The following is a 13,849-nucleotide window of genomic DNA, read 5'->3' on the forward strand; positions in this document are numbered from 1 at the left end:
AGCTTGATCAGTTAGGCTGGCCGATGGTCACTTCGATCTCGCCGATGCCATCGACGCCGCCGGTGATTGTCTCACCCGGCTTGACCGCGCCGACGCCGGCCGGCGTGCCGGTGAAGATCAGGTCGCCCGGCTTCAACTCGACCGCCTCGCTGCAGATCGAGACGATGTCGGCGATCGGCCAGATCAGCTCGGCGAGGTCGCCGTCTTGCCTGATCTCGCCATTGACGGCGAGCCAGATGCTGCCCTTTTCAGGATGTCCGGATTTCGTGGCGGGAACGAGCGGGCCGCAAGGGGCGGAGCGGTCGAAGCTCTTCGACCAGTCCCACGGCCGCGCCGCTTTCTTCGCTTCCTCCTGAAGATCGCGGCGGGTGAGGTCGATGCCGACGCCGTAACCCCAGACATGATCCAGTGCACGGCCGCGCGGAATGCGGAAACCCGGCTTGCCGATGGCGACGACAAGTTCGATCTCGTGATGCAGATTTTCCGTCAGCGGCGGGTAGGGGATATCAGTGCCGGAATCGACCACCGCGTCGCCCGGCTTGGTGAAGAAGAAGGGCGGGTCGCGCTCGTCATTGCCGAGTTCGCGCGCATGCGCCGCATAGTTGCGGCCGACGCAGAAGATACGGCGCACCGCGAAGCGCTCGCTCGCGCCGGCGATGGCCACCGAAGGCGTTGCGGGCGGGGGAAGGACGAACTCTGTCATGCACGGTCCCTGTTTCAGGCGCTATTTTCAGCACATTTGACCGAATTGAACGACCGGGCAAGGGCATGCCGTTCGAGAAACCGCCGGCTCAGCGTCCAGACAAAGATCGTGATGTACTATTTACCAATAATCTGGCCATGGTCGCGGGACTATCTTGCGTGAGACCGAACTGAAACGAGTTACATGACCACAGCCAACGACCGCGCCCGGTTCCTGATCATCGACGATCATCCGCTGTTTCGCGAGGCGCTGCACAGCGCCGTGCAGATGGCCTATCCGGAGGTCGACACGGTCGAGGCGCGTTCGATCACCGAAGCGCTGGAGCTGCTGGCGGACGCAAAACCCTTCGACCTTGCGCTTCTCGACCTCAGCATGCCCGATGTGCATGGTTTTGAGGGCCTGCTGCAGCTCAGGACCCGCTATCCGCGCCTGCCGGTGGTCATCGTTTCCGGCTACGAGGAGCCGAAGATCATTTCCGAGGCACTGTCCTACGGAGCCGCCGGCTTCATCCCGAAATCGGCGCGCAAGAGCGATCTGGCCAATGCCATACGCTCGGTGATGGAAGGCGCCATCTACGTGCCGGAAACCTATGAAGGCCAGCCGCCCGACGCCGACAGCACCGACCGCGCCGAGATGGTTCAGCGTCTGTCAACGCTGACGCCGCAGCAATTGCGGGTGCTGCAGATGCTGCGCCAGGGCCTGCTCAACAAGCAGATCGCCTACGAGTTGCAGGTGGGCGAGACCACGGTGAAGGCGCATGTCTCCGAGATCCTGCGCAAGCTCAATGTCTACAGCCGCACGCAAGCGGTGATCGAGGTTTCGAAGCTGGACAATGCGGAGTTGTTTCGGGACCAGGCGGGGTTTTGAGCCTCTGCTTGTGGGCGCCCGAAGGACGAGCGAGACGCGTGGCTCGCCCCGCGACGCGGGGACAGCGCGACCTCTTCATCCCGCCAGCGAGATCGAGCACATATGGATGAAAGTGCACTGTCAGCGTAATTTCGGTTTCCCCTCAGGGGCTTAATCGCCCTCGTCGAGCAGCCTCTATCAACTGCCCAATCGTCATTTCATTCCTGGGACGCATTGGCGCTGCTCTCATGTGTAGAAGTTCTAAGATGGTGGGCAAGACCGATAAAATGGTGGGCTCGGAGTGGAAATATTTTGAGGGATCAAAACCTGAAACATCCATCGAGAATTCTTTCGACACCTCAAGCAAGACATCGATAGCATCATCGCCGTCCAGCTTCAGGTCTTGGACAAGTCGGGACTGCGTGGTCATCAGATCACGGCTCAACCCACTGATACGCACAACAATAGAGAACACACGCCCTTCAACATCCGCCTGCATGTCGCTGTCCCTGATAGCGTTGATACGTTCCGTACCCGATTACGGTAGCCCCGACGGCTAGAAGCGATGCTGCAGCATACGGATTGGCTCCCCCAGCAGGCAATCGACCATCGTGTTAGTCATTCCCTAAGCCAGCAAATGCGCCAGCAGCGCCCTCAGCTGCGCCGGCTTCAGCGGCTTGCGCATCAGTTCGATGCCAGCGGTGCGGGCCGCTTTCGCCACCGCTTCCGAACTGTCGGCGGTGACGATCAGCGCCGGTACGGCGCGGCCGAGATAGTCGCGGACTTCGGCGATGGTGGCGGTGCCGAGGTCGCCGCCGTCGAGATGCTGGTCGGCGATGACGATGTCAGGCACCCAGTCTGTGTCGCCGAGCAGGTCGAGCGCATCGTCGGTCGAGGTGGCCGCGCGCACCAGGCATTGCCAGCGCTCGAGCAGGAATGTCATCGCCTGCAGCACGTCGGCGTCATTCTCGACCAGCAGCACCTTGGTGCCGAACAGTCCGTAGCCGCGCGGCCGCTCCATGTCGGCGGCATTGGCGATAGCGTCGGCGGTGGCGCCGATGCCCACGGGAACGTCGATGTGGAAAATCGTGCCGCGGCCGACCTTCGACGAGAACGTCACGGGATGGCCGAGCGCTCCAGCCATGCGGCGCACGATGGCGAGGCCGAGGCCCAGGCCACCGCCGGCCAGTTCGGCATCGGCGGAGTTCGTGCCGCGATGGAATTCTTCGAACACGGCTTCGCGTTGCTCTTCGGGAATGCCGCAGCCGGTATCGGCGACATCGATGCGGATCGTGTCGCCGCGATGCCTGGTTCCGACCAGCACGCCGCCCGCGCGCGTGTAGCGCAGCGCATTGGAGAGGATGTTCTGCAGGATGCGGCGCAGCAAGGTGCGGTCCGAACGCACGACCGCGTTCACTGGCCGGAATTTCAGCGACAGGCCCTTCAGTTGCGCCACCGGCAGGAAATCCGAGCGCAGCGACGAGAACAGCGTCTCCAGGCTGACGTCGCCGATGTCGGGCTGGACGACGCCGGCGTCGAGCTTGGAAATGTCCAGCAATGTGCGAAGCAGGTCCTCCATCGTCTCCAGCGACCGCTCGACCTGGCGGACCAGTTTTTTGCCCTCGTCGCTGGTCTGCACCTCGGCCAAAGCCGAGACAGAAAGATGCGCGGCATTCAGCGGCTGCAGCACGTCATGGCTGGCAGCGGCGAGAAAGCGGGTCTTGGAGAGGTTCGCAAGCTCGGCATTTTCCTTGGCGGCGCTGAGGTCGATGTTCGACTGCTCAAGCCGGCGCAAGGTCGAATGCAGTTCCTCGGTGCGCGTGCGCACCCGATTCTCCAATGAAATGGCTGTCTGGAACAGCGAGAAGGCATTGCCCTGCTGGTCCATGGACCGCTCGACGCGGCCGACCAGCGCGGCATTGATCTTCTTCAGCTTCTCCAGGTCGTTGATGTCCTTCAGCGGCATGCGAATGTCCTATTCCGCCGCCTGGCGTTCGCCGAAGGCGATGCCGGTAAAAGTCTGGTTCAGGTGCATGGAGCGATATTGCTCGCCATAGGTGCCGAAGCCAATGACATTGTTGACCCGGTAGAGTTCTGAAATGTCGCGGAAAACCTGCCTGTTGCGTGCATCGAGTCGCCGTAGAACACAGTCAAAGCCGAGGATCATATCGATGCCGCCCAGCCTGTCCTCGACATCCCTAAGGGCGGCCCGGGTCGATTCCACCATGCCCTTGGGCTGGGCAATGGAAAGCACCACGCCATCATCTATGGCGCAGAAGAACGATAGCGAGCCGTCGGGGTGCATCTTCTGGATCGAGCGGCAGTAATATTCGCCGCCAACCTTCACCACCACCGGGTGCGACGCAAAGCTCAGCGGTGTCAGCGTCTGCGGGATGATGCCGACGGCAGCGGCATATTCCTCCGCCGCATTGGTCGCGTTGAACTCCCGCACGATGCGGTGGTCGGGGTCGGATGCCGTCACCACCAATTTCTCGTCGGTGGGAACGAAATTGTCGGTCTTGAAGACGTGGAAGGGAATTTCGCTGGCGATCAGAACGATGATGGCGCTGTCGGAGGTGACCCTGCCGTTCGAGATCAGGCGCGTGGTCTCGAATTTCAGATCATCGCCGGCCGAGCCGCCGATCAACGGAATGTCGTCGAGCCCCCAGTGGATGGCTGAAGTTACCGCTTCCTCGGCATAGGACAGTCCGTCGATGAAGCAGAGCGCAAAGGTGCTTTTGGGCCGCTCTTGGCCAATGCGTGCGCGCAGCGACCGCCTCAGCGCCTCGACTTCGCCGGTGATCCTGTCCATGCCGGATGAGGACAGGTCGTCGACCATTGCGCTGACGGCAGTGAAAGACTCGGATGGAAGCAGCATGGCCAGCACATGGCCATCCTCCAGCCCCTGCGGCGTGATTTCGCCGGCGGTGGAGCAGCCCGCATAGTGCAGTGCCGGCGCATGGGTGCGCAGAGCGTCGGACAGGGCGGTTGCGTCGATGAGGCTCTGCGAGAAAAACAGCAGCGCGAAGCCGGCATCGATTGCAGCGGCCTCCACGGCGATCGCCTTGGCGAACGCATCCATGTCGGGCTCGTCCGTGGTGAGCGCCGACAGGCCGCATGCATAGCTAGTCCTTGAACTGGCCAGCGCTTCCTCCGCATTTCCTCGGACGCTCTTTTGTGCACGGCTGTTTTTAAGTGCTTCGGGCGCGCCGGCGTCAGACAACATTGTTGTCTTCAAGCGACGGTTTGGCAATGGGGCGATTGGGGGCCGCGCTCCGCGAGCAGCCATGGCCGAAAGTACAATGTGCCGGGTTTCCGCCGCGCTGTTTTTCATGCGTTATGCAGTATAAGAATAACGGATCGCCGAAGCACCAGCATGGCGTCGGCACGTGATGACCAAGGTCGTACCCAGGGAGGAATCATGTCGGACGTATCGTTGACGGTGAACGGGAAGCGGGTGAGCGGCGTCGCCGAGGACAGAACGCTCCTGGTTCATTTCTTGCGGGAGAATCTCGGGCTTACCGGTACGCATGTCGGTTGCGACACCTCGCAATGCGGCGCCTGCGTCGTGCATGTCGACGGCAAGGCGATGAAGTCCTGCTCGATGCTCGCCGTGCAGGCTTCCGGATCGACCATCGTCACGATCGAAGGCCTGGCCAATGGCTCCGACCTGCATCCTGTGCAGGCGGCCTTCAAGGAACATCACGGGCTGCAATGCGGCTTCTGTACACCGGGCATGATCATGACGGCGACCGACATGATCAACCGCCATCCCGAAGGCCTCGACGAGGCCACGGTGCGCGCCGAGCTCGAAGGCAATATCTGCCGCTGCACCGGCTACCACAACATCGTCAAGGCGATCCTCGCCGCATCGAAGACGATGTCGAAGGGGGCGAAGGGCAAAACCAGGCAAGCTGCTTAGGGGAATAAGGGAGTAGGGCCGTAGGGCAGCAGGAATTAGCAGCCAGTTTTTTCCTACTGCCTTACTGCCCTACTCACCTACTGCCTTACAATTTCGGGAGGAATTTCTGATGGGCATTGAAGGTGTTGGCGCTAGGGTCGCGCGCAAGGAAGACAAGAGGTTTATCACCGGCGCTGGCCGCTATGTCGACGACATGGTGGTTCCCGGCATGAAGCATGCGGTCTTCGTGCGCAGTCCGCACGCGCATGCGCAGATCAAGAAGATCGACGTGAAGAAGGCGCAAGCGATGCCGGGCGTCATCGGCGTGCTGACCGGCAAGGAACTCAAAGCCGATGGTATCGGCAACCTCATCTGCGGCTGGATGATCCACTCCAAGGACGGCTCGCCGATGAAGATGGGGGCTTGGTCGCCGCTGGCCTTCGACAAGGTCCGCTATGTCGGCGACGCGGTAGTCATCGTCGTCGCCGAGACCAAGGGCCAGGCGCGTGACGCTGCCGAAGCGGTCGAGATCACCTACAAGGAACTGAAGGCCGTCGTCGATGCTTCCAAGGCCATGGACAAGGGCGCGCCGCAGATCCATCCGGAAGCCGAAAACAATCTGATCTTCGACTGGGACATCGGCAATGCCGACGACACCGCCGCCGCTTTCAAGAAGGCGGCCCATGTCGTCAAGATGGACATCATCAACAACCGGCTGGTTCCCAATGCCATGGAGCCGCGCGCGGCTCTGGGACATTACGACAAGGCCGAGGACCACTACACTTGCTGGACGACCTCGCAGAACCCGCATGTCGCGCGGCTGGTGATGAGCGCCTTCTACAATGTCGCGCCGGAGAACAAGCTGCGGGTCATCGCGCCGGATGTCGGCGGCGGCTTCGGCTCGAAGATCTACATCTACCCCGAAGAACTCGTCTGCCTGTGGGCGTCGAAGAAAACCGGCGTGCCGGTGAAATGGGTGGCCGATCGCACCGAGAGCTTCCTCACCGACGCGCATGGCCGCGACCACCACACCCACGCCGAAATGGCTTTCGACGCGGACCACAAGATCCTCGGTCTCAAGGTCGAGACGCAAGCCAATCTCGGCGCCTACATGTCGCTGTTCTCGTCGGCGACGCCGACCTATCTCTACGCGACGCTGCTGTCGGGGCAGTACAACATCCCGGCGATCCACGCCAATGTGAAGGCGATCTACACCAACACCGCACCCGTCGACGCCTATCGTGGGGCAGGGCGGCCGGAGGCGACCTTCGTCATGGAACGCATGATGGAGACGGCCGCGCGCCAGTTCGGCGTTTCGCCGGCGGAACTTCGCCGCAAGAACTTCGTCACCTCGTTCCCGCACCAGACGCCGGTCATCATGTGCTATGACGCAGGCGATTACGCGGCTTCGCTGGACGCGGCGATGAAGGCTTCGGACTATGCCGGCTTTGCCAAGCGCAAGGCCGCCGCCGCCAAGAAGGGGCTGCTGCGCGGCATCGGCATGAGCTGCTACATCGAGGCCTGCGGCATCGCGCCGTCGGCGGCGGTCGGCTCGCTCGGCGCCGGTGTCGGCCTGTGGGAATCCGCCGAGGTGCGCGTCAACGCGGTCGGTACCATCGAAGTGCTCACCGGCTCGCACAGCCACGGGCAGGGCCATGAGACGACCTTCGCGCAACTGGTCAACGAGCGCTTCGGCGTGCCGATCGACTCGGTCTCTATCGTCCACGGCGACACCGACAAGGTGCAGATGGGCATGGGCACCTATGGCTCGCGTTCCGGCGCGGTCGGCATGTCTGCCATCGTCAAGGCGCTCGACAAGGTCGAGGCCAAGGCCAAGAAGATCGCCGCGCATCTGCTCGAAGCCGACGAGGGTGATATCGTCATCGAGAATGGCGCGTTGAAGGTGGCCGGCACCGACAAGAGCGTGCCGTGGTTCCAGATGGCGCTTGCCGCCTACACCGCCCACAATCTGCCGGGCGGCATGGAGCCGGGCCTGAAGGAGACGGCGTTCTATGATCCGTCGAACTTCACCTTCCCGGCGGGCTGCTACATCTGCGAGGTCGAGGTCGATCCGGAAACCGGCACGACGGAGATCATCCAGTTCGTCGCCGCCGACGATTTCGGTAACATCATCAATCCGATGATCGTCGAAGGCCAGGTGCATGGCGGCATCGCCCAGGGCGTCGGCCAGGCGCTGCTGGAGGGCGCCCACTACGACGCCAGCGGCCAGCTGCTGACGGCAAGCTACATGGACTACACCATGCCGCGCGCCGGCGACCTGCCGTCGTTCAAGGTCTCGACCTCGAACACGCCATGCCCCGGCAATCCGCTGGGCATCAAGGGTTGTGGCGAGGCCGGCGCCATCGGCTCGCCGCCGGCGGTGATCAACGCCATCACCGACGCCATCGGCACCAACGATCTTGCCATGCCGGCATCGCCGTCCACCGTGTGGGCAGCGATCCGTGCGGCGACGAAACACTGAGGAGGAAGCCCATGTATTCGGTCAATTACCATCGCGCTGCCTCGGTCGCGGACGCCGCCAAGCTGATCAAGACCGGCGACGCCAAGCTGCTGTCGGGCGGCATGACGCTGATCCCCGCCATGAAGACGCGGCTTGCCGCGCCTTCAGACCTGGTCGACCTGTCGCGGATCAAGGAACTGCAGGGCGTCAAGGTTTCGGGCAAGACCGTCACCATCGGCGCCGCCACCACGCATTACGATGTTTCCAATGACGAGAAGCTGAGGAAGGCCTGCCCGGCGCTTGCCCATCTGGCGTCGCTGATCGGCGATCCCGCGGTGCGCCACAAGGGCACCATCGGCGGTTCCATCGCCAACAATGATCCGGCGGCTGACTATCCGGCGGCGATGCTGGCGCTGGGCGCCACCATCGTCACCAACAAGCGCGAGATCGCCGCCGACAAGTTCTTCAAGGGCCTGTTCGAGACGGCGCTGAAGGAGGGCGAGATCGTCACCGCGGTGACCTTCACCGCGCCGGCCAAGGCGGCCTATGAAAAGTTCCGCAATCCGGCGTCGCGCTACGCGATCGTCGGCGTCTTCGTGGCCAAGGGCAAGGACGGTGTCAGCGTTGCCGTCACCGGGGCCGGCGATGACGGCGTCTTCCGCTCGAAAGAGATCGAGGCAGCGCTGGCCCGGAGCTTTGAAGCTTCCGCGCTGGAGGGCTTGAAAGTGCCGGCAAAGAACCTGATGAGCGATATCCACGCGTCCGCCGAATACCGCGCCAATCTGATCGCGGTGATGGCCAAGCGCGCGGTGGCCGCTGCCAACGCCTGAGAGTTGGCTGAACGACAAAAGGGGCCTTGCGGCCTCTTTTGCTTGCCGGCTTATTATCGCTTGAATCTGGCGCGTTACGCCTTCAACTCCCGCAGATAGTAGCGCACCGCCTTCTTGCCGCCATGGATCACGGCGTCGCCGACTTCGGCGAAGCCGAGTGCGGCATGGAAGGCATCCGATGCCGGATTGGGCGGTTCGACATTCACCTCGCAGGTGACGATCGTCTGGCCGGCACGAGAGGCGTGGTCGAACAGATCCTGATACAGCCTGCGAGCATGGCCGCGACCGCGCGCTTCCGCCGAGACCACGACACGGTCGACATAGACGAAACGCTGGTAGCGTTCGCGAAACCAGAGGAAATTCGGACTGTCGTAGCGCGCGTCCTGATCGAAGGTCATGATGAAGGCCTCGAGGCTGCCGATGCGGCGTGCGTAGAACACCTCGCCGAGCAGGAAGGTGAGGCGCTCGGGCTCCAGCCACGACAACTCAGCCGCGTGTTCGTTGTTGAGCGCGAGAATTATCGCTTCATCGTCGGCCGAGACATGGCTGATCGGGGAGGGGGACGAAATCATGCCTTGGCTGCCGCGATGGTTGCCGCAACGAGGTCCGTGTCGGTCAGGGTGTTGCGATACTCGCGGTCGAGGTCCGAGCCGCCCATGCCGACGTTGGGGTTGCGGTAGTTCATGGCGCTCGGCACGTCCTTGAGCGCGGCGAAATGCATTTCGGACAGTCCTGTGGTTTTGCGCACCTCGGCGATGTTTTGCAGGTCCAGCGCGCCGCAGCCGAGGATGATGATGCGATCGCCTGCCTGGCGGACGAGATCGGCCAGGAGGGCCTTGCCCTCGACGGCGGTATCGCGTTGGCCGCTGGTCAGCACGCGGCCGACCTTGCTGCGGATCAGCGCTTCGAGCGCTTCAATCGGGTCGCGCGTCATGTCGAAGGCGCGGTGGCAGGTAACGGCCAGGGGGCCGGCGGCCTCGGTCAGTTCGCCCATGCGCTGTTCGTCGATCGTGCCGTCGGCATTGAGGCAGCCGAAGACGACGCCGGCCACGCCGAGGTCGCGCAGCGCCATGACATCGGCAAGCATCGAACGGTACTCGGGCTCGCTGTAGAGAAAATCGCCGCCGCGCGGCCGCACCATGACGTGAAACGGTATGGTTGCCTGGACAAGTGCCGCGCGCACCGTGCCGAGGCTCGGCGTGATGCCGCCCTCGACAAGGCTGGCGCACAGTTCCACCCGGTCGGCGCCGGCGGCTTGCGCGGCCAGGAGGCCATCAATGCCTTCGACGCAGATTTCGATCAGCGGCAGGCGAGATTCTTTGGTCAAGGTGCGATCCAATCCATGATTTCGACGCCAGCCCTAGCATCGTGCTGATTGCCGCGAAAGCGCGAACAGCGCGTCGCCGCTTGGGCCAAGCGGCGACGCCTGGCGTCTTGGGCTGCTCGATGATTTCGGCGAGGCGCGCTACTGCCGCAGAATCGTGTTCTTGGCGCCTTCCTCGACCTGATCGATCACCAGCAGCTTGACCGGGCCGTCGCCGACATTGGTCGCCTGATGCCACTGGCCGATCATCTCGATGATGAAATCGCCGGTCTTGTAGGTATTGGCCTTGCCGGTCTCGACATTGGTGACCTGAAGCGTCCCTGCCTCGACATAGGCGTAGCGAGGGAAGGGATGCTTGTGCACCGGCAAGGTGGCGCCCGGCGCGATGTCATAGGTTGAAACCAGCACCTGCACGTTCTTTTGCGGCAGCGTGATCGGCTGACCGGATGCCGTCGTGGTGCGCGACGCCAATGGGGTGACGACAACCGGCGTGCCGGCGCTGTCCAGCGCCAGAACGGCATTTGCATAAAGCGCAGCCGCCATCAGTAGCGTCGAAGCCAGGATTTTGCGCATGATTACTCCCCAAACCATGCCACCATTGCGCGGCGCGCGGCCCCGCGCAAGCGCATCTAAGTCACAGTCAAGGACTTAAGAACAACCGACTCCCCGTCACGGGTCGGCGCCACATGGGACTTCGTGATGTTGGGCCGGGTCTCTGTTTACCCGGCCCGTCGACACATCAGGCCGGCTGAAGCCCTGCAGGCGACAAGCCACGCCCAGTGCGGAATGTGTGGATCAGGTCGGAGCCTTGCCCCCGTTCTTCTTGCAGGCGGCGCGGAATTTCTCGCGATCCTTGCCATGCAGGCCTTTCGCATCGGCCAGCGCGGAGCACTGCTTTGAAATCGCTGTTTTCTCCGGCGTCATCGGCGTTGTCGCCTTCTTCATCGGCGCCGTTGTGGCCGGTGCGGTCGCTGGTGCTGTCGCCGGCGCGGTTGCCGTGGCGGCCATGGCTCCGCCCGACACGAGCCCGGCCAGAACTACGGAAGCCAAGATGGTGGTAATCCTCATTGCGATCTCCTTTGGTAATCCCCCAACAGCGACGCTAACATCGGCCCATAACGCCAGCAATGCGGGAGGCTCCGCCGATCCGGCGCAGGGTCATCACGATTTCGTGGTGTCGTCAGGCTTCGGGTTCTGGTCCGGACCGAATTCGGAGCTGATAGCCTGGAATGCGTATCGCTGGTTGGAGAGGACCTATCGCGGAACGCCCCCCGATCAGGCCGCCCGTTGGCCAGGCTTTCGGTTGGTCTCAACGAAAGCTGCCCGTTGCCTGCGCGGCTGGTGGCGTGATTCCTGGAAGGTGACATACGCCAGTACAGCTATGAAAAGTACGAAAACGGTGACGATCGAAGTTACGACAAGCAGGCTCTCTGAGGTCATGGTCTTCTCCATTCGATGATGGAGGCATGAGATCATACCGATCACGCGTCGGCGTTGACTTGCATCAATAGGCTTTGCCGCTGGTAAGGGAGAGAGATTGATGTGGGGGGCTGTCGGGATATGCCCCGGCTCAAGCGCCGTCGAAGTAAGGAGCGAGTTCCGTGTTGTCGTGCGGGGCTCAGCACGAGCCAGTTCAACAGTCCGGCACCACAGGGGAGCCGCGTGGACCCGGCGATAGTCCCAAGCCGATGGAAATCAATCCGGCCCGTTCAGACAGTTGATTCGTGGGGTTTCCTCACATGAACCTGTCTGCAACCCTGACGAATATTCCCCGCAATGAAGGGGCGAGGGAAGGCTAGCAAAGTCTTTGAAAAACTTGGCTCCCCGGGCCGGATTCGAACCAGCGACCAACCGGTTAACAGCCGGTTGCTCTACCACTGAGCTACCGGGGAACAGTCGCTCTCTTGTGAGTGGGGCAGCCTATAGCAAACCCGTTTCAGCTTTGCAAAGAAGCATTTCGTATTTTTTGTCAGGTTTTTCACCATACGATTTCTCGCAATCATCTGCGGACGCCCTCATATGAGGATTTTGAAGGGGTTCATGGAGCCAAAAGGCCGGTTGCGGCTTGTGTTCCTGATCTCCGGGATTTGTGAAACGCGGTTAATTCAATCGGCATGACGGCAGACGACACTCAGGCGCCAGCGCGGAAGATTTCGATTCTTGGCCGCGAGTTCACCATGCCGCGCTCGCGCGGCCTCAGAATCACGATCGGCATTCTGCTGGCCCTTGGCGGGATTCTCGGTTTCCTGCCGATCCTGGGTTTCTGGATGGTCCCCCTGGGCTTGCTGGTCCTGTCCTATGAGTTCGCCGTGATACGCCGCCATCGACGTCGATTCGTTGTCTGGTGGGAGCGTCGCCGGCGGCCGAATCAATGATGGCGCCGGCCAGAGGCCTGGGGCGGGCGCCGTGGTGTCCTGGTTTTTGATTCTTGTCGTGGCCCAGCCCGGTAAGCGTGCCGGGGCCGGCTAATGATTCTGGGCGACGTGCTCTGTGTTCGGGCCAAGGGCGCCCTTGCGGGCTGAACATCTTTCCAATCCCTCACTGATTTCCTTGAGCATGGCGGCGACCGACGCCAGCCGCGCGCGATCGCGAGGCGACAGGCGGCTTGCTGTCTCCAGGCCAAGACGCTCGATGGCGTGACGCGCAAGCTGCTCGCATCTCAGCAGGGACAATTCGCGTAGCGTGCTCTCGTTTCTGTCCGTCTCGGTCTGACGCATTGCGGTCCTCCTGCTTACCCAACGTAATGACCTTCGCGCGGTTTTCTGGCCTCTCGGCGCCATGCTCAACAACCGGCTGATGCGCGGATGGGCAGGCACACAGCGGCGTTTCAACGCAAGCGCATGTGCGTGACCGAGGAAACCGCTGGGAATGCGCCTTGGCCGCTTGACGGCATTTTCGCCGCAACCTATTGGAACCGGGTGGAACGCCGGGAGCAATGAGGCCTCGTGGCGGAGTGGTTACGCAGAGGACTGCAAATCCTTGCACCCCGGTTCGATTCCGGGCGAGGCCTCCAATACCCGGGCTCCCGCGCGTCAGCGCCGGAGCGCGACGTTCCGGTCGAAATGAACCGCGGTTTGTGCGCGGCAAGCGGATTGGTTGGGACATGAGCGCTGATTTCTCCGAACGCCGCGTGAAGATGGTGGATGGCCAGGTCCGCACCACCGACGTGACCAGCGCGCCTCTGCTCGACGCCATGCTTTCCATCCCACGCGAGGCTTTTGTCAGCGCCGGCCAGAGCGACCTCGCCTATATCGACGAGGATATCCGCATTGCCAGCGGGCCCGATGGCGCGCGCTATCTCATGGAGCCTTCGCCCCTGGCCAAGCTGATGCAGCTGGCCGAGATCAATCCAGGCGATTCGGCGCTCGACGTCGGCTGCGGCACCGGCTATGCGGCCGCCATCCTGTCGCGGCTGGCAAAGTCGGTTGTGGCGCTGGAAAGCGATTCGGCCCTTGCCGAATCCGCCACATCAACGCTTTCGGCGCTGGGTTGCGGCAATGTCACCGTGGTCAAGGGGGCCTTGGCCGAAGGCCATGCCGGCAAAGCACCGTACGATGTCATTTTCATCGGCGGCAGCGTTGAAAAGGTGCCCGCGCCGTTGCTCGACCAGCTCGCCGAAGGCGGCCGTCTCGTTGCCGTTGAAGGGCAAGGGAATTCCGGCGTGGCTCGACTGTTTTTTAAGGCTGGGGGGGTTGTAACCGGAAGACGCGCATTTAATGCGGCAATAAAGCCACTACCGGGATTTGAACGTGCTCACGCCTTCGAATTCTGAGTAATTTTGCCT

At 62.4% G+C, this 13,849-nt stretch carries 15 protein-coding genes and 2 tRNA genes; 7 read left to right on the top strand and 10 right to left on the bottom strand.

The genetic code is table 11. The features are described 5' to 3' along the window. Positions 1-7: 7 nt before the first annotated feature. Positions 8-703, bottom strand: a complete 696-nt coding sequence (locus tag ABVQ20_RS05290; RefSeq protein ID WP_354458503.1) for a fumarylacetoacetate hydrolase family protein — start codon at positions 701-703, stop codon at positions 8-10. A 183-nt stretch (positions 704-886) separates the two neighbouring features. Between ABVQ20_RS05290 and ABVQ20_RS05295 the strand changes: the two genes are divergently transcribed. After that, entirely contained in the window at positions 887-1,570 is a 684-nt protein-coding gene (locus ABVQ20_RS05295) for a response regulator (RefSeq protein ID WP_354458504.1), read from the top strand. Positions 1,571-1,712: 142 nt separating this feature from the next. On the opposite strand, the gene ABVQ20_RS05300 is transcribed toward ABVQ20_RS05295, so the two are convergent. From ABVQ20_RS05300 to ABVQ20_RS05310, 3 genes are all read right to left on the bottom strand, one after another. Next, positions 1,713-2,048 (bottom strand): DUF1493 family protein, encoded by a 336-nt coding sequence (locus ABVQ20_RS05300; RefSeq protein WP_354458505.1) that lies wholly within the window; start codon positions 2,046-2,048, stop codon positions 1,713-1,715. A 126-nt stretch (positions 2,049-2,174) separates the two neighbouring features. Next, the gene (locus tag ABVQ20_RS05305; RefSeq protein WP_354458506.1) at positions 2,175-3,515 is read right to left on the bottom strand and encodes an ATP-binding response regulator; all 1,341 of its coding nucleotides are present in this window, start codon (positions 3,513-3,515) and stop codon (positions 2,175-2,177) included. A 9-nt stretch (positions 3,516-3,524) separates the two neighbouring features. Beyond that, entirely contained in the window at positions 3,525-4,775 is a 1,251-nt protein-coding gene (locus tag ABVQ20_RS05310; protein WP_354458507.1) for an FIST N-terminal domain-containing protein, read from the bottom strand. A gap of 195 nt (positions 4,776-4,970) precedes the next feature. Between ABVQ20_RS05310 and ABVQ20_RS05315 the strand changes: the two genes are divergently transcribed. The 3 genes from ABVQ20_RS05315 to ABVQ20_RS05325 all read left to right on the top strand — a co-directional run bounded on the left by ABVQ20_RS05315 (position 4,971) and on the right by ABVQ20_RS05325 (position 8,741). Continuing rightward, positions 4,971-5,471, top strand: coding sequence for a (2Fe-2S)-binding protein (locus tag ABVQ20_RS05315; protein WP_354458508.1), 501 nt, complete (start codon positions 4,971-4,973; stop codon positions 5,469-5,471). 109 nt (positions 5,472-5,580) lie between these two features. Further along, positions 5,581-7,932, top strand: a complete 2,352-nt coding sequence (locus ABVQ20_RS05320; protein WP_354458509.1) for a xanthine dehydrogenase family protein molybdopterin-binding subunit — start codon at positions 5,581-5,583, stop codon at positions 7,930-7,932. An 11-nt stretch (positions 7,933-7,943) separates the two neighbouring features. After that, entirely contained in the window at positions 7,944-8,741 is a 798-nt protein-coding gene (locus ABVQ20_RS05325) for an FAD binding domain-containing protein (RefSeq protein WP_354458510.1), read from the top strand. A gap of 74 nt (positions 8,742-8,815) precedes the next feature. On the opposite strand, the gene ABVQ20_RS05330 is transcribed toward ABVQ20_RS05325, so the two are convergent. From ABVQ20_RS05330 to ABVQ20_RS05350, 5 genes are all read right to left on the bottom strand, one after another. Then, positions 8,816-9,313, bottom strand: coding sequence for a GNAT family N-acetyltransferase (locus ABVQ20_RS05330; protein WP_354458511.1), 498 nt, complete (start codon positions 9,311-9,313; stop codon positions 8,816-8,818). Next, positions 9,310-10,068: a copper homeostasis protein CutC gene (locus ABVQ20_RS05335; protein WP_354458512.1), complete on the bottom strand. Its 759-nt coding sequence runs from the start codon at positions 10,066-10,068 to the stop codon at positions 9,310-9,312. The genes ABVQ20_RS05330 and ABVQ20_RS05335 overlap by 4 nt, the downstream gene beginning before the upstream one ends. 138 nt (positions 10,069-10,206) lie before the next feature. Continuing rightward, positions 10,207-10,638 (bottom strand): cupin domain-containing protein, encoded by a 432-nt coding sequence (locus ABVQ20_RS05340; protein WP_354458513.1) that lies wholly within the window; start codon positions 10,636-10,638, stop codon positions 10,207-10,209. A 222-nt stretch (positions 10,639-10,860) separates the two neighbouring features. Then, positions 10,861-11,133, bottom strand: coding sequence for a hypothetical protein (locus ABVQ20_RS05345; protein WP_354458514.1), 273 nt, complete (start codon positions 11,131-11,133; stop codon positions 10,861-10,863). A gap of 749 nt (positions 11,134-11,882) precedes the next feature. Further along, positions 11,883-11,957 (bottom strand) — tRNA-Asn (locus ABVQ20_RS05350). 222 nt (positions 11,958-12,179) lie between these two features. Here ABVQ20_RS05350 and ABVQ20_RS05355 point away from each other — a divergent pair. Continuing rightward, entirely contained in the window at positions 12,180-12,440 is a 261-nt protein-coding gene (locus ABVQ20_RS05355; RefSeq protein WP_354458515.1) for a hypothetical protein, read from the top strand. A gap of 90 nt (positions 12,441-12,530) precedes the next feature. Here the strand turns inward: ABVQ20_RS05355 and ABVQ20_RS05360 are convergent, their stop codons facing one another. Next, entirely contained in the window at positions 12,531-12,782 is a 252-nt protein-coding gene (locus ABVQ20_RS05360) for a hypothetical protein (RefSeq protein ID WP_354458516.1), read from the bottom strand. A 222-nt stretch (positions 12,783-13,004) separates the two neighbouring features. On the opposite strand from ABVQ20_RS05360, the gene ABVQ20_RS05365 reads away from it, so the two are divergent. Beyond that, positions 13,005-13,078 (top strand) — tRNA-Cys (locus ABVQ20_RS05365). 90 nt (positions 13,079-13,168) lie between these two features. Then, positions 13,169-13,837, top strand: a complete 669-nt coding sequence (locus tag ABVQ20_RS05370; RefSeq protein WP_354458517.1) for a protein-L-isoaspartate O-methyltransferase family protein — start codon at positions 13,169-13,171, stop codon at positions 13,835-13,837. Positions 13,838-13,849: the final 12 nt, after the last annotated feature.

The organism is Mesorhizobium shangrilense, from assembly GCF_040537815.1.
Taxonomy (GTDB): Bacteria; Pseudomonadota; Alphaproteobacteria; order Rhizobiales; family Rhizobiaceae; genus Mesorhizobium; species Mesorhizobium shangrilense.

Excerpts from the sequence above, each read along its gene's own strand:
- ABVQ20_RS05290 (WP_354458503.1), bottom strand. The coding sequence starts at position 703 with ATGACAGAGTTCGTCCTTCCCCCGCCCGCAACGCCTTCGGTGGCCATC.
- ABVQ20_RS05295 (WP_354458504.1), top strand. The coding sequence starts at position 887 with ATGACCACAGCCAACGACCGCGCCCGGTTCCTGATCATCGACGATCAT.
- ABVQ20_RS05300 (WP_354458505.1), bottom strand. The coding sequence starts at position 2,048 with ATGCAGGCGGATGTTGAAGGGCGTGTGTTCTCTATTGTTGTGCGTATC.
- ABVQ20_RS05305 (WP_354458506.1), bottom strand. The coding sequence starts at position 3,515 with ATGCCGCTGAAGGACATCAACGACCTGGAGAAGCTGAAGAAGATCAAT.
- ABVQ20_RS05310 (WP_354458507.1), bottom strand. The coding sequence starts at position 4,775 with ATGTTGTCTGACGCCGGCGCGCCCGAAGCACTTAAAAACAGCCGTGCA.
- ABVQ20_RS05315 (WP_354458508.1), top strand. The coding sequence starts at position 4,971 with ATGTCGGACGTATCGTTGACGGTGAACGGGAAGCGGGTGAGCGGCGTC.
- ABVQ20_RS05320 (WP_354458509.1), top strand. The coding sequence starts at position 5,581 with ATGGGCATTGAAGGTGTTGGCGCTAGGGTCGCGCGCAAGGAAGACAAG.
- ABVQ20_RS05325 (WP_354458510.1), top strand. The coding sequence starts at position 7,944 with ATGTATTCGGTCAATTACCATCGCGCTGCCTCGGTCGCGGACGCCGCC.
- ABVQ20_RS05330 (WP_354458511.1), bottom strand. The coding sequence starts at position 9,313 with ATGATTTCGTCCCCCTCCCCGATCAGCCATGTCTCGGCCGACGATGAA.
- ABVQ20_RS05340 (WP_354458513.1), bottom strand. The coding sequence starts at position 10,638 with ATGCGCAAAATCCTGGCTTCGACGCTACTGATGGCGGCTGCGCTTTAT.
- ABVQ20_RS05345 (WP_354458514.1), bottom strand. The coding sequence starts at position 11,133 with ATGAGGATTACCACCATCTTGGCTTCCGTAGTTCTGGCCGGGCTCGTG.
- ABVQ20_RS05355 (WP_354458515.1), top strand. The coding sequence starts at position 12,180 with ATGACGGCAGACGACACTCAGGCGCCAGCGCGGAAGATTTCGATTCTT.
- ABVQ20_RS05360 (WP_354458516.1), bottom strand. The coding sequence starts at position 12,782 with ATGCGTCAGACCGAGACGGACAGAAACGAGAGCACGCTACGCGAATTG.
- ABVQ20_RS05370 (WP_354458517.1), top strand. The coding sequence starts at position 13,169 with ATGAGCGCTGATTTCTCCGAACGCCGCGTGAAGATGGTGGATGGCCAG.